The 21,887-nt window shown below is 74.0% G+C and carries 22 protein-coding genes; 11 read left to right on the top strand and 11 right to left on the bottom strand.

Going from position 1 to position 21,887, the window contains the following annotated elements; all coding sequences use genetic code 11:
- Positions 1-25 precede the first annotated feature (25 nt).
- The 5 genes from ACFVX9_RS12970 to ACFVX9_RS12950 are packed head-to-tail and all read right to left on the bottom strand — an operon-like array spanning position 26 to position 4,201.
- Positions 26-676 (bottom strand): VWA domain-containing protein, encoded by a 651-nt coding sequence (locus ACFVX9_RS12970; RefSeq protein ID WP_387981592.1) that lies wholly within the window; start codon positions 674-676, stop codon positions 26-28.
- Between the two features lie 16 nt (positions 677-692).
- Positions 693-1,838, bottom strand: coding sequence for a hypothetical protein (locus ACFVX9_RS12965; protein ID WP_387981591.1), 1,146 nt, complete (start codon positions 1,836-1,838; stop codon positions 693-695).
- On the bottom strand, positions 1,835-3,037 hold the full coding sequence (locus ACFVX9_RS12960; RefSeq protein ID WP_387981589.1) for a protein phosphatase 2C domain-containing protein: 1,203 nt from the start codon (positions 3,035-3,037) through the stop codon (positions 1,835-1,837). The genes ACFVX9_RS12965 and ACFVX9_RS12960 overlap by 4 nt, the downstream gene beginning before the upstream one ends.
- Positions 3,034-3,450 (bottom strand): hypothetical protein, encoded by a 417-nt coding sequence (locus ACFVX9_RS12955; RefSeq protein WP_380431148.1) that lies wholly within the window; start codon positions 3,448-3,450, stop codon positions 3,034-3,036. The genes ACFVX9_RS12960 and ACFVX9_RS12955 overlap by 4 nt, the downstream gene beginning before the upstream one ends.
- Positions 3,451-3,457: 7 nt before the next feature.
- Positions 3,458-4,201, bottom strand: coding sequence for a hypothetical protein (locus ACFVX9_RS12950; RefSeq protein WP_387981588.1), 744 nt, complete (start codon positions 4,199-4,201; stop codon positions 3,458-3,460).
- Between the two features lie 173 nt (positions 4,202-4,374).
- Here ACFVX9_RS12950 and ACFVX9_RS12945 point away from each other — a divergent pair, with 173 nt between their 5' ends.
- The 3 genes from ACFVX9_RS12945 to ACFVX9_RS12935 all read left to right on the top strand — a co-directional run bounded on the left by ACFVX9_RS12945 (position 4,375) and on the right by ACFVX9_RS12935 (position 7,948).
- Positions 4,375-5,109, top strand: a complete 735-nt coding sequence (locus ACFVX9_RS12945; RefSeq protein WP_063350279.1) for a Crp/Fnr family transcriptional regulator — start codon at positions 4,375-4,377, stop codon at positions 5,107-5,109.
- A gap of 81 nt (positions 5,110-5,190) precedes the next feature.
- Positions 5,191-7,683, top strand: a complete 2,493-nt coding sequence (locus ACFVX9_RS12940; RefSeq protein WP_387981586.1) for a hypothetical protein — start codon at positions 5,191-5,193, stop codon at positions 7,681-7,683.
- Positions 7,684-7,714: 31 nt separating this feature from the next.
- Positions 7,715-7,948 carry a hypothetical protein gene (locus ACFVX9_RS12935; protein WP_387981584.1) on the top strand — a complete coding sequence of 78 codons (234 nt, stop codon included), beginning with the start codon at positions 7,715-7,717 and terminating at the stop codon, positions 7,946-7,948.
- Positions 7,949-7,956: 8 nt separating this feature from the next.
- Here the strand turns inward: ACFVX9_RS12935 and ACFVX9_RS12930 are convergent, their stop codons facing one another.
- Positions 7,957-8,751 carry an FHA domain-containing protein gene (locus tag ACFVX9_RS12930; protein WP_380486970.1) on the bottom strand — a complete coding sequence of 265 codons (795 nt, stop codon included), beginning with the start codon at positions 8,749-8,751 and terminating at the stop codon, positions 7,957-7,959.
- A 141-nt stretch (positions 8,752-8,892) separates the two neighbouring features.
- Here ACFVX9_RS12930 and ACFVX9_RS12925 point away from each other — a divergent pair, with 141 nt between their 5' ends.
- The 7 genes from ACFVX9_RS12925 (at position 8,893) to ACFVX9_RS12895 (ending at position 16,189) form a co-directional block, all read left to right on the top strand.
- A complete protein-coding gene (locus ACFVX9_RS12925; protein ID WP_387981583.1) occupies positions 8,893-10,620 on the top strand; it encodes a serine/threonine-protein kinase in 1,728 nt (575 codons plus the stop codon).
- Between the two features lie 204 nt (positions 10,621-10,824).
- On the top strand, positions 10,825-11,013 hold the full coding sequence (locus tag ACFVX9_RS12920; protein ID WP_063350276.1) for a DUF1508 domain-containing protein: 189 nt from the start codon (positions 10,825-10,827) through the stop codon (positions 11,011-11,013).
- A 108-nt stretch (positions 11,014-11,121) separates the two neighbouring features.
- Complete coding sequence (locus ACFVX9_RS12915) at positions 11,122-12,339, top strand: glycosyltransferase family 4 protein (RefSeq protein WP_380372178.1); 1,218 nt, start codon at positions 11,122-11,124, stop codon at positions 12,337-12,339.
- Complete coding sequence (locus ACFVX9_RS12910) at positions 12,336-13,577, top strand: glycosyltransferase (RefSeq protein WP_380486974.1); 1,242 nt, start codon at positions 12,336-12,338, stop codon at positions 13,575-13,577. The genes ACFVX9_RS12915 and ACFVX9_RS12910 overlap by 4 nt, the downstream gene beginning before the upstream one ends.
- Positions 13,552-14,433 carry an SGNH/GDSL hydrolase family protein gene (locus ACFVX9_RS12905; RefSeq protein WP_380372172.1) on the top strand — a complete coding sequence of 294 codons (882 nt, stop codon included), beginning with the start codon at positions 13,552-13,554 and terminating at the stop codon, positions 14,431-14,433. Before ACFVX9_RS12910 ends, ACFVX9_RS12905 begins: the two co-directional genes overlap by 26 nt.
- Positions 14,434-14,541: 108 nt before the next feature.
- Complete coding sequence (locus tag ACFVX9_RS12900) at positions 14,542-15,657, top strand: NUDIX domain-containing protein (protein WP_387981580.1); 1,116 nt, start codon at positions 14,542-14,544, stop codon at positions 15,655-15,657.
- 115 nt (positions 15,658-15,772) lie between these two features.
- Entirely contained in the window at positions 15,773-16,189 is a 417-nt protein-coding gene (locus ACFVX9_RS12895; protein WP_063350273.1) for a DUF6188 family protein, read from the top strand.
- Between the two features lie 72 nt (positions 16,190-16,261).
- Here the strand turns inward: ACFVX9_RS12895 and ACFVX9_RS12890 are convergent, their stop codons facing one another.
- The 5 genes from ACFVX9_RS12890 to ACFVX9_RS12870 form a co-directional block, all read right to left on the bottom strand.
- On the bottom strand, positions 16,262-16,636 hold the full coding sequence (locus tag ACFVX9_RS12890) for a hypothetical protein (protein ID WP_063350272.1): 375 nt from the start codon (positions 16,634-16,636) through the stop codon (positions 16,262-16,264).
- Positions 16,637-16,713: 77 nt separating this feature from the next.
- Entirely contained in the window at positions 16,714-17,109 is a 396-nt protein-coding gene (locus tag ACFVX9_RS12885) for a roadblock/LC7 domain-containing protein (protein ID WP_350879110.1), read from the bottom strand.
- A gap of 82 nt (positions 17,110-17,191) precedes the next feature.
- Positions 17,192-18,226: a hypothetical protein gene (locus tag ACFVX9_RS12880; RefSeq protein ID WP_380424856.1), complete on the bottom strand. Its 1,035-nt coding sequence runs from the start codon at positions 18,224-18,226 to the stop codon at positions 17,192-17,194.
- An 88-nt stretch (positions 18,227-18,314) separates the two neighbouring features.
- Complete coding sequence (locus ACFVX9_RS12875; RefSeq protein ID WP_063350270.1) at positions 18,315-18,698, bottom strand: hypothetical protein; 384 nt, start codon at positions 18,696-18,698, stop codon at positions 18,315-18,317.
- 639 nt (positions 18,699-19,337) lie between these two features.
- Positions 19,338-19,946 (bottom strand): TetR/AcrR family transcriptional regulator C-terminal domain-containing protein, encoded by a 609-nt coding sequence (locus ACFVX9_RS12870; protein WP_363370975.1) that lies wholly within the window; start codon positions 19,944-19,946, stop codon positions 19,338-19,340.
- 211 nt (positions 19,947-20,157) lie between these two features.
- On the opposite strand from ACFVX9_RS12870, the gene ACFVX9_RS12865 reads away from it, so the two are divergent.
- Positions 20,158-21,768 carry an amidohydrolase gene (locus ACFVX9_RS12865; protein WP_387981578.1) on the top strand — a complete coding sequence of 537 codons (1,611 nt, stop codon included), beginning with the start codon at positions 20,158-20,160 and terminating at the stop codon, positions 21,766-21,768.
- Positions 21,769-21,887 lie beyond the last annotated feature (119 nt).

Below are 21,887 nucleotides of genomic sequence, written 5' to 3'. Positions count from 1 at the left end.
GTGGTACGCGGGTCGGTGTCCACGCTCAGTCCACGTATTCCTGGGCGACCTGCACGTACTCGAAGCCCTTGACGTCCGTGGCGATGTGCATCTGACCGGTTTGCGAGGAGGCGATCAGGGTGTTGAGCAGGCCGGTGATCGCCCCGCTCAGCGCCGACTCGGTGTCCGAACCGTCGGCGATGAACAGCGCCTTGGTCGCCACCTCCTTCAGCACGTCGCGCCTGGCGGCGCCGAAGCCGTAGGCGATCACGTGCGGGTGGCGCGGCCAGTTCCGGTCCACCAGCGTGCGGAAGGAGTCCTGCCACCTCGCGTCGGTCGGGGCGCCGTCGGTCAGGAAGAAGATCGCCGGCCGCAGCACGCTGTACTGCTGCGCCCGCAGGCTGCTGACGTCCTGTTCGATGCTCTGCCGCAACTGGTCGAAGGCCTTGCCGTACTCGGTGCCCCCGCCGCAGATCACTTCGGGCATGCTCGGGACCTGCTCCATGTCCGACATCGGGATCACCACGTGCACGTCGGTGGAGAAGGCGACCACGCTGACCCTGGCGAACTCCGAGACGCGCGGATTCGTCGCCAGGTTGTAGTGCAGACGCGAGAGGGTCGCGTTGAGCACTGCCTCGTGCGGCTTCATCGACGAGGAGGCGTCGATCACCACGTAGGTGGGCAGGCAGAGTGACATTGTGTGCACCTCTGAGCTAGTGGTTGGAGGCGATGACGATGACGATGACCAGGATCACGACGAAGGCGAGCACCCAGATCCACTTGGTGGACGAGCCGGTCTCGGGCTTCTGCTGCTCCTCGACCGTGCTGATGCGGGCGACGGCGGGGGGCTTCGGGGTCGTGTGCGGCACGGGCTGCGGAAGCACCACCGTCGGCTGCTTCGGGGGCAGTTGGGGCAGCGGCGTACGTGTCGGACGCGGCACGGCCCTGAGGTAGGGCCCGTTGTTCAGCGCCTGGTTCAACTGGGCGGCCGCGGGCCGTCGCTCCCGGTCGGTCGCGAGCAGCATGTCCAGCAGGACCTCGGAGACGGCGGGCTGGTTCAGCCAGTGGGACGCGGCGACGCCGTGGAAGGTGCTCGCGTCGCGCCGGCCGGTCATGCACTTGGCGACGAGCAGGGCGAGCCGGTAGCGGTCGGTGTACTGGTCCGCGTCGGAGCCCGGCGGCGTGAGCGGGTCGGCCCAGTTCGGCTGGTGGATGTCGGGCATCTTCTTCGGCTGGCAGCCGTCGACGTCGATCAGGTAGACGGAACGCCCCTCCGGGCTCCAGAAGGCGTTGGAGAACGACCAGTCCGAGTAGACCAGGCCCAGGCCCTCCAGGATCGCGGCGAGTTCCGTCAGCCGGCGGCAGGCAGCCAGTCGGCCCTCGAAGCCGGGGCACGGCAGGCCGACGCGCCGGATCGACTCGTCGGACTTCGCCAGCCAGTCGATCTCCAGGAACCGGCGCTCGCTGAACTTGCCGCGCCGCAGCTCGGAACGGTACTGCTCGGGCGCCATCGGGATCACGCACCCGACGGCCGGGTTCCCCGGCTCGCGGATCCGGGCCGCGGGCCAGCACGTCCCGGCGTACAGGCTCGCCCGCTCCGCCTCCGGCAGCGTGTCCGGAGCCGAGATCAGCAGGTCGATCCGGTGGCCGTCCTCCTGGTGCGGGCCGGGCCGGTAGAGCTTGGCCAGCCAGCCCGGATGGTCCGTCAGCGGCCGTACGGCGACGGCCTGGCCGTTGTGTTCGGAGATCGGCTCGGCGAGCGGTCCGAGATCGCCGAGGCCCACGGTCCTCGGCAACGCCCAGCCCCGCGGGTCCACCGCCGGGGCGCCGCCGCCGGCGACGGGATCGGAGTCGGTCATGTCCCGCTGCCGTTCCACACCACGACGGCGGTGCGGTCGTCGAGGCACTGCGGTGCGTCGAAGCCGACGTCGGCGGTGAACCGGGTGGCCGGGACCGGCGAGCGCCAGGCGTTCGCGAAGTACTCGTTGACGTTGCCCGCCCGGTCCGCCCACGCGTCGCCGATCCCGTCCGTGACCAGGGCGAGGGCGGCACCGGCCGCCAGGGTGACGTAACCGTCCACGGCCAGGTGCGGCGTGTCCGGCAGTCGGCCGGCGACCTCGTTCGAGACCACCGCGGCCGCGCGGTCCTTGGCTTCGCCGGCGGAGAACTGCCACAGCGGGACGCGCGGGTCGAGTGTCCAGGCCGAACTGTCACCGAGCCAGCCGACCCATGCCCGCGCCACGCCGTTCGCGTCCGGCTCGGCGATCACCGCGGTGATCAGCACGGTCGCCAGGTGCGAGGTGCCGACGCCGCGTCCGGCCGCGTGCGCGGCGATCGATTCCGCGACCCGCCCGTACAGCGCCTTGACGTCGAGCCGGTCGAAGCCGACCGCCTCGATCTGCTCGCGCAGCAGGGTGACGGCCTGGCTGGAGGCCGCGGTGGCCCCGATGTCGGACCAGGCCGCGCTGGACAGGCCGTCGGCCACGGCCACGATCGCGTACCGGCTGTCCGGGCTCCGCCCGATCCGGTAGGAGTCCTGTCGCGGCTCGGCGGGCTGGCCGCAGCGGTGGCCGGGCCCGACGACCGAGGCGGCGCGGATGGTGAGGGCACCGACCCTGGCTTCGTCGGCGGCGATGCCGTTCTGCACCGTGCGCTCCGGCAGCAGCCAGGGGTAGCCCTGTGCCCGCGCACCCTCGCCGAAGCGGGGCACGCTCAGATCGGTCGGCCTCTCGCGCAGGAACGGCCGGGGCCTGCCGGGCTGGGCCGTCGACACCGCCGGTGCCGCGACGAAGCGGCAGACCGGCGCCGTCGCGTCGGGCCGGGGCCCCCGTTCGGGCCGGTCCCGCTGCCGGGCGGGCGGCGCGGCGGCCTCGGACCCCAGCGCGGCCGCCGCGCCGACGACACCCACCGCCGCGAGGGCGAACGCGTTCACCAGCCAGCCGTAGTGCCGGTGCGGCGTGCCGACCTCGGCGAAGGCCCCGATGACGACGGCTGCGAGCAGCCCCGCCCGCACCCAGCCGTCCGTCAGACCGTCCCGCCGGCCGTCGCCCCCGCTCACGGCCGCTCCTCACGATCGCGGGACCTCGGCCCGGAGGCGAAGTGCTGGTCACCGTGCTGCACCGCGAACACCTCACCGGAACCGGTGGCGGAGTTGACCTGGACCACGACGTCCGGCCGTTGCGCGGTCCGCAGCGTCGCCAGAGCTATGACGTCCTGGGCGAGAGCCGGGTCCCGGTCGAGCAACTGGAGCAGGGCCTCGGTCCAGAAGTCCACGGCCGCGGCGTCGACCGCTCCCCTCGTGGCGGTCGACCCCCGCTCCAGCGCGACGGACAGTTCCCTGCGGCGGCTGCCGTGGGCCCGGGCGATGACGCCGCTCATCAGTCGCCTCGCCTCGTTCCACAGATCGGTGCCCATCGCGGACACCAGAGCGGTGGCTCCGCTCGCGGCCAGCTCGGCGAGTTCCTGGTTCATCGGCGCTTCAGCCCCCTTCGTTGTAGTGGATGTGCTGGCCACCTCGGCCGACGGCGAAGACCGTGCCCTTCCCCGTGGCTTGGACGAGTTGCTCCACGGCCCGCGGCTCGGCTTCCGCAGGCCGCTCGCGGGAGCCGGATTCCGGGCCGGGACCGCCGTGCGGCCCGACCGGGCTGCCCGGATACCAGAGCCAGGCCCGTGCGGCGTACTCCTTGACCCGGACCTCGGCCGCGGTGAAGGCACCAGCTTCGAGCCCCTCGTAGCCGTGCCCGACCGTCTCCTCGTAGTAGTGCTGCGACAGCACCGCGGCCACCGGGGTGCCGTCCGGACCGTCCAGGAGCGCATGCCGCAGCGGGGGCGAGTCGAGCAGCCGGGCGAGCGCCTCGAACGGGGTGCCGGAGACCGTGCCGTCCGGATCGGGCCGGACCTCCCCCGCGTGCGCGGCGGCCCGTACCCGCAGCCGGGTGTCCGGGCCGGCGTGCCGGTTGTGCTCGCGGATCCGCGCGCCCAGCTCCGGCAGCAGCGGGACCAGCAGTCCGGCCTTGGGCAACCCGGCCGGGGCGACGAGCCGGCAGCCGTCGCCGGTGTCCACGTACGCGAAGTCCCGCCGGTCCAGCTCCGCGACGCCGAGGGCGCCGAACAGCGCGGACCGCAGCACGCCGCGGATCTCCTGCAGCCGCTGCTGACCGCGGCCCGCGGAACCCGCGATGTCGCACGCCAGCAGAGCTCGGTACTCGTACCTCGGATTCACATTCCCTCCGCGATCACGACGAGGGCCGGCGGTTCGAGGATCGAACTGCCGTCGGCACCGAATTCCCGGTGCCGACACGATGGTTAACCAGAACGTAGAGGAGGGGTCCTCGGGTAAACCGGCTACTAATACGGCTTGTCCGGCTTCGGCCGGACGAGGAGGAGGAGTGACCGATGAGCAACACACGGATGCGCGGGGCCGGGGCCTACTGGCCGACGACCGGGCTGCTCGGCCGGGTCGGCGAGGCCGATCGCCGAGTCCTGCTGGAGCTCGGCCACGGCGTGGCCTACCCGGCCGGTCAGATCACCATCCGCGAGGCCGACACCTCGGACTTCTCGCTGCTCCTGATCGGCGGCACGGTGAAGGTCACCGCGCACGCACAGGACGGTCGGGACGCACTGCTGGCCGTGCGGATGGCCGGGGACCTCGTCGGGGAGTTCGCCGGGATCGACGGTCAGCCGCGCATCGGCACCGTGACCGCCTGCGGCCGGGTGCTGGCCCGCTACATCCTGCCCACCGAACTGCTGGCGTGCACGAAGCAGCACCCCGCCATCGGGCTCGCACTCAACGCGAGCGTGGTGGCCAAGCTGCGCACGGCGACCAGCCGGATCGTCGACTTCACCGGTTGCGACGTGCTCGGGCGGCTGGCCAGGATCCTGCACCACCTCGCCGTCACCTACGGGCGCCCCGGCCGCAACGAAGCCCATCTCCCGCTGTCGCAGCCGGAGATGGCCACGCTGGTCGGCGCCGCGGAGTCGTCGATCCACAAGGCCCTGCGGGCCCTGCGGGAGTCGGGCGCGGTCGTCACGGGCTACCGCAGGATCACGATCCTCGACCTGGACCACCTCGCCCGGATCGCCGCCGCGGCCGAACCGGCCGGTTCACGGGCGATCTCACCAAACAGGTAAAAGCGCCGGGTTCCGACGACGGGTCGGCGCCAGCATGACCGAGTGCCGGAACCCGAGCGTTGGAGAGGACCGGAGAAACAGATGCCAGAGAACAACGGTGCTCCGGACGGTTCCACGCGAATCCGGGCGGGCGACGTGTCCGGAACGATGATCGTCGGCAACCGGAACACCGTGACCAACCTCAACATCACCACCGGACACGGTTCGGCCATCACCGTGAACGCGGGGCCTCCGCCCAACCCGGTCAAACGTCAGCCGATCTCCCACCTGCCGCGTTCCGCCGCCGATCCGCTGATCGGCCGGGAACGGGAGCTCCAGGCGCTGCAACAGGCCATCGGAGCACGCCAGTTGGTGCAGGTCTGGGGCACCTCCGGGGTCGGCAAGAGTGCCCTGCTGCGCCACCTCGCCCGCACCCTGCCGCGCGGGCCCGAGGGCGCGGCCTACATCGAAGCCGGCGGACGGACGGCCGACGACCTCGCGCAGGCGATCTTCGACATCAGCTTCGACGCACCGAACTACAAGCCGTCGCTGGAGGTGCTGAAGGAGCACCTGAAGACCCTGCGGCTGCGGATCTACCTGGACGACGCGGGACTCGACGAGAAGGACCTGCACCGGCTCTTCGACCTGGCCGAGCACTCCACGTTCGTCTTCACCTCGCAACGCCGGTCGTCGGTCACCGGCGTCCACCCGATCCGGCTCGACGGACTGGCGGCCCCGGCAGGGGTGGTCCTGGTCCAGACGGTCCTGGCCCGCGCGCTGCGGCCCGACGAAGCGCGGACCGTGACGGCGCTGTGCGACGCCCTGCACGGCAATCCGCTCCGACTGCGGCGCATCGCCCTGTCGGCCGCGACCGGCAAGGGCCTGCCGGGCATCGCCGATCTCCCCGCGCTCCTTCCCGCGCTGCTCAACAGGCTCCGGCCGGAGGAGCGGGACCTGCTGTACCTGCTCGGCTCGCTCTCCGGCGCCGAGTTGGCCGCCCGGCAGCTCAACGCCCTGCTCAGCCGGACGGACAGCGACGCGCTCGCCAGCGGGCTGGTGCGGCACGGCCTGCTGGTCGCCTCGGAAACCGGCTACGGGTGTCCGCCGGACGTCGCCGAGTGCGTGCTCAAGAGCCGGATGACGCAGTACCCCGCCGCGCCGCTCTGCCGGGCGCTCACCGCGTGGGTCCAGTCGCGGGAGACCACCCCGGACGAGGTCGCGGCCCACTTCCAGGCCCTGGACGTCGCGGTGCTGGGAGCGGAGCGGAGCGGACAGGCGCAGCTCGGCGTGGAGTTGGCCCGTGCCGCCTCGCCGAAACTGGCGCTCTCCCGGCAGTTCGACGCGTGGGGCAGCCTCCTCGGAGCCGGCTGGGCCGCCGCGAAGAGCGCGGGAGACCGCGCGGGCGAGGAGTTCTTCCTGGGAGAGGCGCGCACCCGCCGCAAGGCGATCGGCCGGGCGGCACTGACGACGACCCTGGTGCTGGAGGCGGGGGCGCTCTGGCAGGAACTCGCCGCCCTGCAAGCGCACTCGGTGGCCCACCAGGCCGCCACGACGACGATCACCGCCGTGCCGCCGATCGACCCGGCCACCACGGCACACGCCATCGGCCAGTCCCCGCTGATCACGCACCCGGTGGTCAGCCCACCGACGGTCACCCACCCCGTCGTCCAGCCGGTCGTCCAACCACCGACGGTCACCCACCCCGTCGTCCAACCACCGGCCGTCACCCACCCCGTCCCCGCCTCCGGCGCTCCGGCGCCCGTGCACCCGCCGGGTACACCGCACGTGATCGACCTGTCCCAGTCCGCCCAACAGCCCCCGGCCGGGGGCCATGTGGCCGGCGCACACTCCCCCTCGCAGGCGGCGCCGCACCGAATCGACCTCTCGGGGGCGCACCATCCGCACACCGCGAGCGCCACCACCACGTCCAGCACGGGCCACGCGGTCACCACCGCCGGCGCAGCGGCCGCCAAGGGCGGAGCAGCCCTCGCCGTCGCCTGCGTGGTCGGCGCCTCAGCCGTACTCGGTGTGGGCGCCATGGTCTACACCCAGAACCAGTCGAACCTGGCTAAGCCGGCCCAGGTCACCTACCCACCGCTCCCGACACGGCCGATCTACACCCCCAAGCCGCCGGTCTACACCCCCGAGCCGCCTGTCCCTGCCCCCGTCGTCACACCGGACCCCGTCGATCCCGTGTGCGCAACGGTGGTCCCGGACCTGGGACGAGAGATCCAGCAGTACAACACCGACGCCGACACCGTAGACAGCGCGATCGGCTCCTACAACAACGCTGTGGGCATCTACAACTCGGGGCGGACCTCCACAGTTCCTGACGACAGCACGATGAAATCCAACATCGCCACCGTCCTCAACGACCTGCGCTCCACCGAGCGCACAGCACAGGGAGCCGCATCGAAAGCGCGGGACAGATCCGTGGCATCCGACCTCAAGAACATGCTGGCTCCCCTCCAGCAGATCGAGAGCCAATACCAGTCGTTCAGGAACCATCCGGGCGGCTCCAGCATCCACACAGCAAGTCCTACCTCGGCGCTCAACTCGGCCATAGACAGCCTGAAAACCCACTGCAGAGGCTGACCTCCACAAGACCAACCGAGAAAGGCCGACCATGCCTGCGGAATCCACCCCCGGCACCATCCACGCCGGAGACGTCTCCGGCACCTTCATCGTGGGCGACAACAACCACGTGACGAACACGAAGCATCACCCCGAGCAGCCGCAGCCCCAGCCGCGCCAGCAGAACTCGGCCGAGGACCAGGCAGCCGTCTTCGCCGTGGAACACGGCACCATGCACGTCACCTACAACCACAACGCCGAAGCCGCGCCCGAGACGGAGGCCTGAGAAACGCGTCAGCCCCGATCGGCCAGCAACTCCAGGTCCTGGGCGTTCAGCGTCGCCGTCTTCAGCAGTTCCCTGATCAGGTTGACGCTGAGCGTCGAGCCGACCGGCTCGCCGACCTCGTCGCGCGTCAGTCCGCGCACGCCCCGTCGGCGCAGCCGTTCGCGCACGTCCTCGACCGTGTTGGCGACCGACTTGTGGGTCCAGAACTTGGTCACGTGGGGCGAGGCGTTGACCAGCCGGGCGGTCTCCTCCCAGGCCGACGGGAGCGGGAAGGCGTCCTGGCCCTCCAGGTAGCGCCGGGCGAGCGCGGTGAGCACCAGCCGCTCCTGGAGGGAGAGCAGGTAGACCGTCTCGGGGGCCGCGGTATCGGCGCCGCTCGTGGAACGGGGGTGCAGGTCGTCCCCGTCCATGACGCGGACCTCCACCAGGTGGGACCGCCGCTTGGACGAGTTGATCACCAGCGGGGTGTACCCGGGCCCGATGATCCGCTTGTGGCTGGTGAGCATCAGCACGCCGTCGGGCAGTTCGATCGGCAGATTGCCGGTGTTGACCAGCCACCAGTCGCCGTCCGTGCCGGCGCAGGTGAAGACGCCGTGCCGACGGCTGACGGTCGGGTCGTCGACACCGACCGGTACGTGCACGTCCTCGCGGTCGCGCCCGAACAGCAAGGTGTACCGGCGCGGCGGCACGGCGTACCCACCCTCCGGGCCGAGCACGAAGATCGTCCCGGGTGGCGCCGAGGGCACTCTGCCGGAAGGACTGCCCGGCGGCAGCATCTGGGGTGGGAAGTTTTCGTACGCCATCTCACATACCTCCGCCTCGGGTCGCGCCAGTGTATGAGCGCACCGGGAGGACCAGTCCTCCTGCGGGCATGCGGTGTGTCGAGCTTGCAGAACCACCAACTCCGCTTGTCCGGAGTGGACTTGCCCGATAGCCTGCCCGCCGTGAGCGAGATCAGCCGGCGAGCTGCTGCGATCGACGGCATGGTCGCCGAACCACTCGGTCCGGGCGATCCGCAGGAGATCGGCAGCTTCAGCATCATCGGCCTGCTCGGTACCGGCGGCATGGGCGAGGTCTACCTCGGGGTCTCGGACAGGGGCTACGCCGCTGTCAAGCTCGTCCGGCCGCGGCTGGTCCCCGGCGAGCGCTTCGAACGAGAGGTCGGCATCCTCTACCGTGTGCCGCTCGGAGTCGGACCTCGGGTGCTGGCGAGCGACGCCACTCCGGAACGCCCGTGGTTCGCCACCGAGTACGTCCCCGGGCTCACGGTGGACGAGGCGGTCCGGCTGCACGGCCCGCTGCCCGCCGAAGCGCTGTGGCTACTGCTGGCCGAAACGGCCGCTCAACTGCGGGCCGTACACGCGTCCCGGATCGCGCACCGCGACATCAAGCCCGCCAACGTCATGCTGGTGCGCGACGGCGTGAAGCTGATCGACTTCGGCATCGCGCGCGCCGCGGACCAGGCGAGGCTCACCAGGAGCGGTGGCAGCTACGGAACGCAGGGCTTCTCGGCACCGGAACAGCAGACCGGGGAGGAGGACGTGGCAGCGCCCGCGGACGTCTACTCGCTCGCGGCGCTCCTGCTCTACGCCGCCTCGGGTCGCACGCCCGGCGCCGTCCCCGACGTGGAGCCGCTGCGCGCCGTGGACGCCGACCTCGCCGCCCTCCTCGGGCCCTGTCTCGTCACCGCCCCCGGAGCACGCCCCACCGCCGACGAGATCGTCCTGGCGACGCGCACGCACCGGCTCGCCCCTCCCCCGTCCTGGCCGCCCGAGGTCATGTCACGCATCGGCGCTCGACGTGCGTTCGCCGAAACGCCGGTCGGCAAGCTGGAGACCGTCCCGCCACCGGATACGAGCACGGACCCGAACCCCGACGTCGGGCCCGCACCCCTCGCATCACCTCGCCGCCCGCGCAAGCACCTGTTCCTGCTGCCGGTCGCCGCGGCGACCGCCCTCGGCGCGGTCGCGGTGTTCGTCCTCAGCCCGTCCACCTCCCCGCAGCACCACGACGCGCAGGAGTCCGGCGGCGTGCAGGTCGCCGTCGAACCCTTGGCCGGGACGACGCAAGGACCCTCCGCGAGCCCGAGCGCCTCGATCTCCGCCACCGCCACCGCCACCGCCACCGCCGAACCCTCTCCCCCGCCTTCAACCGCCCCGGCCGCCACCACGCGGGCACCCTCCCCGAGCCTGCGGCCCTCGACCTTCGCTGCCGCCAAACCCGCTACCCAGCCCCCGACCACCCCGCCTGGCGAAACGGCCACCCCGCCGAGCACGGCCACCGCCGCACCCTCAACGGCCGCCCCCAGCCCCACCTCGTCATCGATCCGCGGCATCAACGGCAGCGACGACCCGGCACAGGTCAAGGGCTCCGAGGCGGACACCGACTGGCTCGGCCCCACCGCCGCCTGTTCCGCCTGGCTGGACGACAACGGCTCCGGCTCGCTCGCGGGCGTGCTCAACACCTCCCTGATCCAGACCTGCGTCGCCGAGCTCGCCCGCAGCGACGGCATCACGTACACCTTCCGCGCCTCCGTGGGCGCCGCGAAGACGAGCTTCGTCCCGGACATCGGCTACACGATGTGGATCTGCGTGTGGAACGCGAACAACCGATCCGGCGAGCAGTGCTCCGCTCGCTTCGGTATGAACGGCACCACCCCGGTCCGCCGGTGAAACGAGGCTTCCGCAAGGAGCGCTCCCGGGCCACCACGCCCAGCCGCCCGCAGGCCCACAGCTCCCCCGCGAGCACCGCCTGACCCGAACGGGCCAGGTGGGCAGGGCCGGATGACTCGGATGCCCCAGCCGGCGGGCGGACCAACCGGGCTGGACCTACGGTGCGGTGCGAGGGGGTCACCTGAACGGAAGGCTGTTACAGGCATGGCTGGAAAGTTCGAGCTGTACAAGGACGAGAGCGGGATGCACCGCTTCCGGCTCAAGGCGAGCAACGGGACGGTCATCGTCACCGGGGACCCGCACGAGAGCAAGGACGAGTGCCTCAGGAGCATCGAGTCGCTCCGCAAGCTCGCGCCGTACGCGGAGCTCAAGGAGGCGGCCGGGTCGCACTGAGGCGGCGCGGTGCGGGCGCGGGTCGGCGGTGCAAATCGCCGACCCGCGTTCGCTTGTACGACAGATCCCTTTGGCCGGGTGCACGCCGGGCGCGGACAGAACACTGGCATGCGCGTCGTCATCGTCACCGAATCCTTTCCGCCCGAGGTCAACGGAGTCGCCCACAGCGTGCTGCGGACGGCCGAGCATCTGGTCCGCCGGGGCCACCAGCCACTCGTCGTCACCCCCGCACCCGCACGGGGCGCCGCGTGCCCGCCGCACACCTTCGGCGGCTCCGAAGCGGTGGAGCTGCCGGTGGTGCGCATTCCGTCGGTGCCGCTGCCCGGGTACCCGCAGGTGCGGATCGCGCTGCCGAGCCGGCAGTTGGCGGCCGCCGTCGCCGGGCACCGGCCGGACATCGTGCACCTGGCCAGCCCGTTCGTGCTCGGCGCGCGCGGGATGCAGGTCGCGGCCCGCCTCGGTGTCCCCGCCGTGGCCGTCTACCAGACCGACCTCGCCGGGTACGCGCACGCCTACCGGGCCGGGCGGGGCCTCGGGGAGGCGGCCGCCTGGCGGCGGATCCGGGCCGTGCACCGGGCCGCGGCCCGGACGCTGGCGCCGTCCACCCCCGCCGCCCAGGACCTCACCGCGCACGGAGTGCCCCGGGTGCAGCTGTGGCCGCGCGGGGTGGACTCGGTGCGGTTCCACCCCCGGCACCGGGACGAGGCGCTGCACCGGGCGCTCGCCCCGGGCGGCGAGGTGCTGGTCGGGTACGTCGGGCGGCTGGCGCCCGAGAAGCGGGTCGACCTGCTGACCGCCGCGTCGGCCCTGCCCGGGGTGCGGGTGGTGGTGATCGGGGACGGGCCGTCCGGGCCCGGGCTGCGGGCCTCGATGCCCGGCGCGGTGTTCCTCGGCCGCCGGACCGGCGAGGAACTGGCCCGCTGTTTCGCGACCCTGGACGTGTTCGTGCACACCGGCCCGCTGGAGACCTTCTGCCAGACCATCCAGGAGGCGATGGCGAGCGGCGTGCCGGTGATCGGCCCGGCCGCCGGCGGCCCCCTGGACCTGGTCGCGCACCACCGGACGGGCCTGCTGGTGCCGCCCCGGGACGGCGCCGCGGTGGCCCGGGCGGTGGCGGAACTGGCCGCCGACCCCGGGCGGCGGGCCGCGTACGGGCGCGCCGGACGGGCCGAGGTGACCGCGCGGACCTGGGAGGCGGTCGGCGACCTGCTGCTGCGGCACTACGCGGAGGTCCTCGCCGAGCACCGGGGCACACCGGCGGCTCCCCCTGCCGCTCCCCCGGCGGTCGTCGAGCCGGTCGCCGTCGTGGAGGAGCTGCCGGCATGACGGACACCGCCGACCGCGAGCCGCTGACCATCGTGCGGCTCGCGAACTTCGTCACCCCGGTCTCCGGGGGCCTGCGCACCGCGCTGCGCCACCTCGGCGCCGGCTACCTGGCCGCCGGGCACCGGCCGGTGCTGATCGTACCCGGGGAGCGGCGCAGCGAGGAGGAGGGCGAGCAGGGCCTGGTGGTCACCCTGCCCGGACCGGTGCTGCCGGCCAGCGGCGGCTACCGGGTGCTCACCGACCGGCGGGCGGTGGCCGCCGAACTGACCCGGCTGAAACCCGACCGGCTGGAGGTGTCCGACCGCACCACGCTGCGCTGGACCGGCAGTTGGGCCCGGCGGCACGGCGTCCGCTCGGTGATGGTGTCGCACGAGAGCGCCGTCGGGGTGCTGCGCGCCCAGGGGCTGCCCCGCCCGCTCGCCGACGCGGCCGCCGACCGGCTCAACGCGGCGACGGCCCGTACGTACGACGCGGTGCTCTGCACCACCGACTGGGCGGCGGCGGAGTTCCGGCGGATCGGCGTGCCCAACCTGGTCCGGGCCCCGCTCGGCGTGGACCTGGACGCGATGCGCCCGCTGCCGCCGGCCGCGCGGGCCCGGGAGCGGGCGCGGTACTGCGGGCCGGGCGACGTGCTGCTGGTGCTCTGCTCCCGGCTCTCGGCCGAGAAGCGGCCCGAGCGGGCGGTCGAGGCGCTGGCCACGCTGCGGGCCCGGGGGCTGCCGGCCGTCCTGGTGGTGGCCGGGGCCGGACCGCTGCGGGACCGGCTGGCGGCCCGGGCGGAGCGGCTGCGGCTGCCGGTGCGCTTCCTCGGGCACCTGGGCCGGCGGGAGGAACTGGCCAGGCTGCTGGGCTGCGCGGACGTGGTGCTCGCGCCCGGGCCGGTGGAGACCTTCGGGCTCGCCGCGCTGGAGGCGCTGGCCTGCGGGACTCCGGTGGCGGTCAGCCGCTCCTCCGCGCTGCCCGGACTGATCGGCCTGGCCGGGGTGGCCGCCGCCGACACCGGGGCCGGATTCGCCTCGGCGGTACGGGAGTTGCTGGCACGCCCGGAGCAGGCGCGGCGGGCCGGCGCCCGGGCCCAGGCCGAGCGGTACGGCTGGCCGGCCGCGGTGGCCGCGTTCCTCGCGGCCCACGGCGTGCGGAACCCCGGCACGCGCAACCCCGGCACGCGCAACCCCGGTGCACGCAACCCCGGTGCGGTGGAGGAGGGTTGGGATGAGCGTGCTCGGCACCGGGCGTGACCGGTCCGCGGACGGCCGGCCGGCCACCGGCGGGCCGGTGCGGTTCGTCGCGCTCGGGGACTCGCTGACCGAAGGGGTCGGGGACCCGGTCGGCGAGGGGTGGCGCGGCTGGGCCGCCGTCCTGGCCCGGTCGCTGGCACCCGAGGGCGGCGTCGAGTTCACCAACCTGGCGTGCAGCGGCGCCCTGACCGCTGATCTGACGAATCGTCAACTCCCCGCCGCACTGGCACTGCGGCCGCGGTTCGCGGCCGTGGTGGTCGGCGGCAACGACACCCTGCGGGCGGGCTTCGACATCCGGCGCACCACCCTGGAGCTGGACGCCACCCTGGGCGAACTCTCCAGCCACGGCGCCGTCCTGCTGACCGCCTGCCTGCCCGATCCGGGCACCCTGCTCCGCCTGCCCGCGCCGCTGGCCCGACCGCTGGCGCGGCGGATGCAGGCCGTCAACACCGTCGTGCACGCCCTCGCCGCCCGGCACCGGGCGGTGCACCTGCACATCGCCGAGCTGCCCTGGTGCGCGCAGCGCCGGCTGCTCAGCGTCGACCGGCTGCACCCCAGCGCCGAGGGCCACCACCTGATCGCCCGCGGGTTCCACGAGCTGCTCGCCGCCGCCGGCCACCCCCTCGGCCCGCCGCCCGTCGACACCCCCGCCGAGGCTCCGCCCGGCCGGGCCGCCGACCTGTGGTGGATGGCCACCCAGGGCACCCGCTGGGTCGCCGCCCGCAGCACCGACCTGCTGCCCGGGCTGCTCGCCCTGGCGGCGGCCGAAGGCCTCGCCCGGCTGCGCGGGTCCAGCGGGCGGCACGACGAGCAGATGGCCCGCGCGGCGGCCCAGGCCCTCGCATCACTGGGGTGAGGCGGCGCGGGCTCGGCTAGGACGGCTCGTGGGGGGAACCATGAAAGGGGTCCACCGAGTCGTCGGGGGGACACGGCCTTCGAACCGGGCCTGACGGAGGGAGCAGCGGTGGACGCGTCATCCGGGAGCGGGCGGGAGTTGCTGGCGGCGGCGGGGGTCCTGTTCCCGGACGAGCGGGGGCGGGTGCTGGTGGTGCGGTTGCCGTACGACCGGAAGCATCCGGTGGCGATCCCGGGCGGCGGGTGGGAGCCGCAGGACCGCTCGCCCCGGGAGACCGCGCTGCGCGAGGTGGTGGAGGAACTCGGGTTCACGCCCCGGCTGGGGCCGCTGGCCTGCGTCGACTGGACGCTCGACCACTTCCGGCCGCCGATCGCCGCGTACCTGTACTGGGCGCAGCCGCTCACCGCCGAACAGGCCGCGGCGATCCGGCCGGACGCGGCGGAGGTCGGCGGCTGGGCCTGGCTGACCCCGGAACAGGCGGGCCACGCGCTGCCGCCCCTGCTGTCCCGCCGGGTCACGGCCTGCCTGCGGGCGCCACGGTCGGCCGGTCCGCTGGAGCTGGAGGACAGCAGGCCCGTGGGGCACACCCTCGACCACCTGCCGGCGGACGAACCGCCGCCCGCGTACACGGGGCTGGCCGACGCGCCCGCCCTGGGCTCCGCCCCCGGCGGGCCCGGGTACGAGCCGCCGATGGACCGGGCCACCTACATCGCCACCCGCCCGCGGATCCGGGCCAAGGCCCGGGCCCTGTTCACCGACGACGCCGGGCGGGTCCTGCTGGTCCGGCTGCGGCCGTGGGACGGGCCGCGCGGCCGGGTGCCGTACTGGACGCTGCCGGGCGGCGGGATCGAGGCGGACCGGGAACTGCCCCGGGCGGCCGTCCGGCGCGAGATCCGCGAGGAGCTCGGCTGGGAGGTCGAACCGGGGCGGCTGCTGGCGCTGGACTGGCAGCCCGGGGCGGCCGCCGACCCGGAGGCCGACCCGGCCACCGGGCGGGACACCGCCGTGCTGGTGTCCGTGTTCGACGGGGGCACGGTGACGCAACGGATGCTCGGTTCGATCGCGCTGCCGGAGGAGGAGCTGGTGGAGTGGCGGCTCTGCGGCCCCGCCGAGGCACGGGCGCTGCTGACCGGCCCGTCCTGGGCCCGGACGGCCGCCGCGCTGGCCGCGCGGGAGCGGGCGGGAGGGCCGGCCGAGCTGGTGCGCGGACGCGCCGCCGGGTAGCGGCGGGCGGGCCGGGCGGGTCTAGCGGGTTCAGGAGGGCAAGTCAGGCGGGCCGGTCGGGCGGGGCTGTTGGGCGGGGCGGACAGGGCCGGGTCGGGTGGGTCACACTGGGGCCATGCAGAACGGGATCACGCAGCACGGGATCACGGAGGCGCTGGCCGGCCGCCGGGTGGCATCGGTCAGCGGCGGCGACCGACTGGACCTCACCCTCGACGGACCGGTGACCGTCCGGGTGGCGCACGAGTTCCGCCTCGCCGCGCCCTCCTTCACCGCCCCAGCGGAGGTCGAGCACTACTTTCCGGCGCTGACCGTCCGTCCGACCGGCACCCTGCTCGCGCTCGTCGGCCGGACCGTCGACACCGCCGAGATCACCCTCGCCGGCGGCCTGGAGCTGGCCTTCGCGGAGGGCGGCGCGCTGTCCGTCCCGCCGCACGCGCAGCTCGCGCCGTGGAGCGTGGAGACCGCCGAGGGGGCGGTGTGCGCGGGGCTGCCGGGCGGCGAGGTCCGGTGGACGGCGCCCGGCGCGGCCTGAGCCGACGCCGGAGCCGACGCGTCGTCGGTCGGACTCTCCGGCCTGTCCGGCCTGTCCGAGCTGTCCGACCTGTCAGACCTCCAGGTCGGCCTCGATCCTGGTGAGCTGGTGGCGGGCCATCGCCAGGTTGGCCCGCGCCTTGTCCAGCGCCAGGTAGAGGAAGAGGCCCTTGCCGGTGCGGCCGGCGAGCGGCCGGATCAGGTGGTACTGGCTGCTGAGAGTGATCAGGATGTCCTCGATCCCGTCCTGTAGGCCGAGCATGTCCATGGTGCGCATCTTGGCGCGGACCACGTCGGTGTTCCCCGCCGCGGCCACGTTGAGGTCCAGCCCGCCGGGGCCGTCGAGGGTGGCGAGCGCCATGCCGCTGTTGTAGTCCACGAGTGCCGCGCCGATGGCGCCCTCGATGCTGGTCATGGCCTGCTTGAGCGCGCCGGCTGCGTCGGTCATCTGGGTAACTCCCTTTCGATGGTGGGGTGCTGGGGTGATAGGTGCGGTCGGGCCGGGGGCCTGGCCGGTCAGGCCGGTCAGGCCGGGTCGCGGGGGTCCTTCGGCAGGAGGCTGTCGCTGAGCAGCCCGGCGATCCGCTGGGCCGAGCGGCGGGCCTCCAGGTGCAGCCGGCCGACGTTGACGTCCGGGTGCGCCAGCAGGGCCAGTACGCAGCTGCCCCCGGCCGCGTAGGTGGCGACGTAGCCGTGCTCGCCGCGCACCAGCGACTCGCGGAACTCGCCCTGGCCGGTGGTGTCGGCGAGCCGTTGGGCCAGCGACAGCGAGGCCGCCGTCATCGCGGCCAGGCCGGAGGGTTCCGCCCCGTGGGTGTCGTGCGCGACCAACAGGCCGTCCACGCTGGCCACCAGGCCACCCGCGAGGTGCGGGACGCGCTGCTTGACGGCGCGGAGCTCGGCGAGCAGTTCGGTCTCCAAGGCGATCAGTTGTCTCCTTCCGACACGCTGCTTGAGCACCCGCCTCATGGCCGGGACGGCGGGGTCGCGGGTGGAGAGTGGTTCAAAGTCGGGCCTCCAGAAGGGTTCGGACCCGGGTCAGCAGCGCGATGTCCGGGTCGGGGACGGCCAGCGGCGGGTGGGCCGCTGCCGTGGTGGGCGGGCGATCGGAGCGGGTGGGGGCCACGAGGCCGGACGGCGTGGCGCCGGTGAGGGTGGCGCCGGGGACCCGGCGGTGCAGGCCTCCTCCCGGCGGGCGGGCGGGGGCCGGCGCCTCGGCTTCCGCGACGGGCGCCGCGGGCCTCGGCGCCCCAGGTGCCCCAGGTGCCGCGGGTGCCCCAGATGCCCCAGGTGTCGCGGCGCTCGGTGCCACCGCCGACGCGGCCGCCGGTGCGGCGTGCCGCGGGGCGTCGAGCAGCCCGGCGGCGGCCAGGCGGCGGACGTCCGCCGTGACGCCGAAGCCGGACCGGCCGAGCAGGCGTGCCAGGTCCGCCGGGGTTCTTCGGCCGTCGGCGTGGTCCAGCAGTTCGCGCCGGCGGCGGCCGGGCGGGCGGTGCGACGGCCGTGGGACCGGCGCCACCGGGCGGACCGGCGCGGTGTCGAGCTGCGGCCAGGGCCAGATGCGTTCCAGCAGCCGGCCCCGGCGCTCGACCTCGCGGCGCAGCCGGCCGGGGTCGACCGTGGCCACCGGGCCCAGCCAGTGCCGGGCGTCGGGCTCGAACCGCCAGACGCCGCCGGTCCGGTCGGCGAGGACGAAGAACGCGGCGTCGAAGAGCGTGCCCAGGTGGCCGAGTTCGAGCTCGCCCCGGGTGAGCAGCCGCCGTTCGACGAGTGCCTCACCGACCCGGGCGCGCGGGCCGTGGAGCCGGAGCAGCTCCGCCCACTGCCCGGGGGTGATCCGGCCGCAGCCGGTGAGCAGTTCGGCCAGGCCGGGCGCGCGCGGGGAGTCGGCGTGGGCCACCTGGCCGTCGACGAGGTGCAGGTTGCCGAGCGGGCCGCACAGGGCGCCGGTGGCGCGGCGGGCCGCGAGCAGACCGAGGGCCTCGCCGGGGGTCTGCGGCGTGGCGGGCGGGCGGACGGCGGCGGGCGCGGCGTTCATCGGGGCCACCGCCCGGTGGAGCGCGGGCGGCGGGGGCGGCCCGTCCGGCGTGCTGGCCGAAACCCGATGGCCTCGGTGGGCGTCCCGCTCACCCCAGCACCAGTTCCTCGGCGAGCGCCTGGAGGCGGTAGCGGGCGGCGGCGAGGTTGCCCTGGGCGCGGTCGAGCCAGAGGTGGAGGACGAGGCGGCTGTCGAAGACGGTGTCGATGAAGCAGATGAGGTGGTAGCTGCGGCCGGCGGTGACGATGACGTCCTGTAACGGCGACCGCCGGTCCTCCGCCCCGGTGAAGGTCTGGCTCTCAACGGCCGCCCGTACCAAGTCGGTTGTCTCGGCGGCCGCGGTCTCGTGGTCACCGGTCGGGCACTCGCCGAGGCTGCCGAGTGCGAGTCCGCTGCTCCAGTCGACCAGGCTCGCGGAGCGTGCCCCGGAGATCGACATCGCTCCGGCGAGGCATTCGTCGATACCCGGCACACCGGCTCCTTCGAGGGGGTCTGGGCAGCCGGGCGCAGCACGGCACGGCCGGGCCGCCACCAGCAGTGGCGGGCTCGACACGGAAGGCTACTGCCGGATTCCATATGACGAACATTCCAATGGCATATTCACATCAGCAGCGTCCACTTCCGGCCAAGGTGTGACAAGGCGTCAGCCGCCGCTGCCGGGCGAACCCGCTGGCCCGGGGACGGTCGCGGACCGCAGCCCACCGCCACCCGCCGACCACCTGGCAGGGGAGCTTGGCCGAGAACCGGCCGCACGGCAGGGTTTCGACCGCCGACATGCGATAGGGGCCCGGGCAAACAGGTCTACACCACCGGGTCGCCGCCCGACTGCCGCCGGAGCTCCCGGACATGACGAAGGGGCCCGTTCCGCTGGACGGAACGAGCCCCTTCGGGTGGAGCGCCAGGCCCGGGTCGCACGGACTCTTCCTACTGAAAGTAGGACGTGCTCTGGTAGCACCGCTGACGCCTGCTCGGGAGTTTGTTTCCCTCCCGACGAGAAGAACATTAGCAGGTCATCACGCCTGCTCAGAAACCGGATGGAGGAACGGGACCGGACCCGGCGGAACTGCGGCGACCCGACCCCGGCGCGCCCCGGCTCCAGCACGGAGGGCGGTCAGGGCAGCAGCGCCCGGTAACCCGCGATCAGGGCGGTGAGGCCCAGCTCGAAGGCCCGGTCGGCGCGTTCGCGGCCGGCGGGGACGGCATCGAGGGCGTCGGCCAGGCGCGGGGTGGCGTCACGGTCGACGGCGTCGACCATGACGTCCGGGGCGACCAGGTCGAGGGCGGAACCGAGGATGAAACTCTCCAGGGCGGTGATCACGCCCATCACGTCCCGCGCGGCGAAGCCCGCACCCTCCAGGGTGGCGACGGCACGCTCGTACAACTCGTGCATGAACGATTCGGCGAGCGGGGCGGTGGCGAGCAGGCGGACGATGCCGGGGTGTTCGGCGAAGGCGTCCCGGTAGGCGTGCGCCCAGGTGCGCAGCGCCGCGTCCCAGGGCTGGTCCCACATCGACTGCTCGCCGATGGTGCGGACGAGTTCGGCACGCATCAGGGCGACGATCTCGGCCCGGCCGGCGACGTGGTGGTAGAGCGCGGAGGGGCTGACCTTGAGGGCGCCGGCGAGGCCGGGGATGGTGAGGTCGCCCGACTCGTCGACCAGCCGCAGCGCGGTGTCGACGATGCGCTGCCGGTCCAGCAGGGGTGTGCGCGGCCTGGCCATGCCGGTTCCTCGTCTTTCGGGGAGTTTTTCGGGGAGCCCTTCAGGGAGCCTTCCGGAGAACCCTCAAGATCATCGTTACCCAAGCGTTACTGAATGGCTTTCAATAAAACTCTTCCGCACCCGCCGGTGCCGCGCCTACGGTAACCGAACCCCATTCGGTTTAGGCAGGTCGCCCTCGTCGCCTGCCGCGACCCGGAGAGGACGCTCCCCCATGCGTGCCGACACGATCTTCACCGGCGGCCGGATCCACACCGGAGACCCCGCCCACCCCGCCACCCACGCCCTCGCCGTCACCGCCGGGCGGATCACCGCCCTCGGCGACGCGGCGCTCGCCCTGCGCGACGACCGCACCGAGACCGTCGACCTGGCGGGCGGCGCCCTACTGCCCTCCTTCGGCGACGGCCACCTCCACCCGCTGATCGGCGCCATCGGGCTGCGCGGCGTGCCGGTGCGCGACTGCACCAGCCTGGAGGAGCTCGTCGAGGCCGTCCGCACCTGGGCCGCCCGGCACCCCGAGGCCGAGTGGATCACCGGGGACGCCGTCGACCCGTGGCTCGCCGAGGGCGGCCTGTTCGACGCCCGGCTGCTCGACGCCGCCGTCCCCGACCGGCCCGTCCTGCTGCGCACCATGGACCACCACACCGGCTGGGCCAACAGCGAGGCGCTGCGCCGCGCCGGGTACGGGCCGGACACGCCCGACCCCGTGGGCGGCGAGATCGTCCGTCGCCCGGACGGCGCCCCGCTCGGCACCCTGCGCGAGTTCGGCGCCCTCAACCCCGTCCTCGCGCTCGTCCCGCCGCTCCCGCTCGCCGAGCAGGTCGTCGCCCTGCGCGAGACCACCGCCGCGCTCGCCGCCGCCGGGCTCACCTGGCTCCAGGACGCCTGGATCGAGCCCGCGCAGGTCGACACCTGGCTCGCCGCCGTCGCCGAGCACGATCTGCCCGTCCGGGCCGGGCTCGCACTGCTGCTCGAACCGGACGGCTGGCGCGCACGGCTCCCCGCCCTGGCCGCCGACCGGGAGCGGGTCGAGGCCGGCGGGCGCGGCCGGCTCACCGCCCGGGCGGTCAAGTTCTTCGCCGACGGCGTCGTCGAGTCCGGGACGGCCGCTCTGCTGGCGCCCTACAGCGACTGCCCGCACTCCCACGGCGTCGCCAACTGGACCGGCGCCGAACTGGCCGACGCCGTCACCGCCGTCGACGCGCTCGGCTTCCAGCCGCACATCCACGCCATCGGCGACCACGGCGTCCGGATCGCCCTGGACGCCGTCGAGGCCGCCACCCGCCGCAACGGCCTGCGCGCCCGCCGCCCGGTGATCGCCCATGTCCAGCTCGTCGACCCGGCCGACCTGCCCCGCTTCGCCGAACTCGGCGTGATCGCCAACTTCGAACCGCTGTGGGCCCAGACCGACCCGCTGATGACCGAACTCACCCTCCCCCGGCTCGGCCCCGAGCGCGGCGCCCGGCAGTACCAGATCGCCGCCCTGCTGCGCGGTGGCGCCCGGGTCTCCTTCGGCAGCGACTGGCCGGTCACCCGTTACGAGCCGCTGGCCGGTCTCGCCACCGCCGTCACCCGGCAGACCCCGGACGGCCTGCCGGCCGGCGGCTGGCTGCCCGAGGAGCGGATCGGCCTCACCGAGGCACTCGCGGCGTACTCGACGGGCGTCGCGCACCAGGCCTTCGAGGAGACGGAGTGGGGCGTGCTGCGCCCCGGGATGCGGGCCGACCTGGTGCACCTGGCGGCCGACCCCTACGCGGTGCCGGCCGCCGAGCTGGCCGCCGTCCCGGTGGCCGGGACCTGGCTCGGCGGCCGCCGCACGCACTGACCCCCCGGGATCCCCCCGTACCCCGCCCGCCGGAACGCCCCCCACGGCGTCCGCTCCCCCGTCGACCGCCCGCACCCGATCGGCGGCCGACCGCTCTACCCTCGTCCGTACGACCCCAG

Source organism: Kitasatospora sp. NPDC058243 (assembly GCF_042882025.1).
In the GTDB taxonomy this organism is placed as follows: domain Bacteria; phylum Actinomycetota; class Actinomycetes; order Streptomycetales; family Streptomycetaceae; genus Kitasatospora.
This window is presented reverse-complemented; position numbering and strand designations above follow the sequence as displayed.

Bases quoted from the DNA above. Each gene is read 5' to 3' on its own strand.
- ACFVX9_RS12970 (WP_387981592.1), bottom strand. From the start codon at position 676: ATGTCACTCTGCCTGCCCACCTACGTGGTGATCGACGCCTCCTCGTCG.
- ACFVX9_RS12965 (WP_387981591.1), bottom strand. From the start codon at position 1,838: ATGACCGACTCCGATCCCGTCGCCGGCGGCGGCGCCCCGGCGGTGGAC.
- ACFVX9_RS12955 (WP_380431148.1), bottom strand. From the start codon at position 3,450: ATGAACCAGGAACTCGCCGAGCTGGCCGCGAGCGGAGCCACCGCTCTG.
- ACFVX9_RS12945 (WP_063350279.1), top strand. From the start codon at position 4,375: ATGAGCAACACACGGATGCGCGGGGCCGGGGCCTACTGGCCGACGACC.
- ACFVX9_RS12940 (WP_387981586.1), top strand. From the start codon at position 5,191: ATGCCAGAGAACAACGGTGCTCCGGACGGTTCCACGCGAATCCGGGCG.
- ACFVX9_RS12935 (WP_387981584.1), top strand. From the start codon at position 7,715: ATGCCTGCGGAATCCACCCCCGGCACCATCCACGCCGGAGACGTCTCC.
- ACFVX9_RS12930 (WP_380486970.1), bottom strand. From the start codon at position 8,751: ATGGCGTACGAAAACTTCCCACCCCAGATGCTGCCGCCGGGCAGTCCT.
- ACFVX9_RS12920 (WP_063350276.1), top strand. From the start codon at position 10,825: ATGGCTGGAAAGTTCGAGCTGTACAAGGACGAGAGCGGGATGCACCGC.
- ACFVX9_RS12915 (WP_380372178.1), top strand. From the start codon at position 11,122: ATGCGCGTCGTCATCGTCACCGAATCCTTTCCGCCCGAGGTCAACGGA.
- ACFVX9_RS12910 (WP_380486974.1), top strand. From the start codon at position 12,336: ATGACGGACACCGCCGACCGCGAGCCGCTGACCATCGTGCGGCTCGCG.
- ACFVX9_RS12905 (WP_380372172.1), top strand. From the start codon at position 13,552: ATGAGCGTGCTCGGCACCGGGCGTGACCGGTCCGCGGACGGCCGGCCG.
- ACFVX9_RS12895 (WP_063350273.1), top strand. From the start codon at position 15,773: ATGCAGAACGGGATCACGCAGCACGGGATCACGGAGGCGCTGGCCGGC.
- ACFVX9_RS12890 (WP_063350272.1), bottom strand. From the start codon at position 16,636: ATGACCGACGCAGCCGGCGCGCTCAAGCAGGCCATGACCAGCATCGAG.
- ACFVX9_RS12880 (WP_380424856.1), bottom strand. From the start codon at position 18,226: ATGAACGCCGCGCCCGCCGCCGTCCGCCCGCCCGCCACGCCGCAGACC.
- ACFVX9_RS12870 (WP_363370975.1), bottom strand. From the start codon at position 19,946: ATGGCCAGGCCGCGCACACCCCTGCTGGACCGGCAGCGCATCGTCGAC.
- ACFVX9_RS12865 (WP_387981578.1), top strand. From the start codon at position 20,158: ATGCGTGCCGACACGATCTTCACCGGCGGCCGGATCCACACCGGAGAC.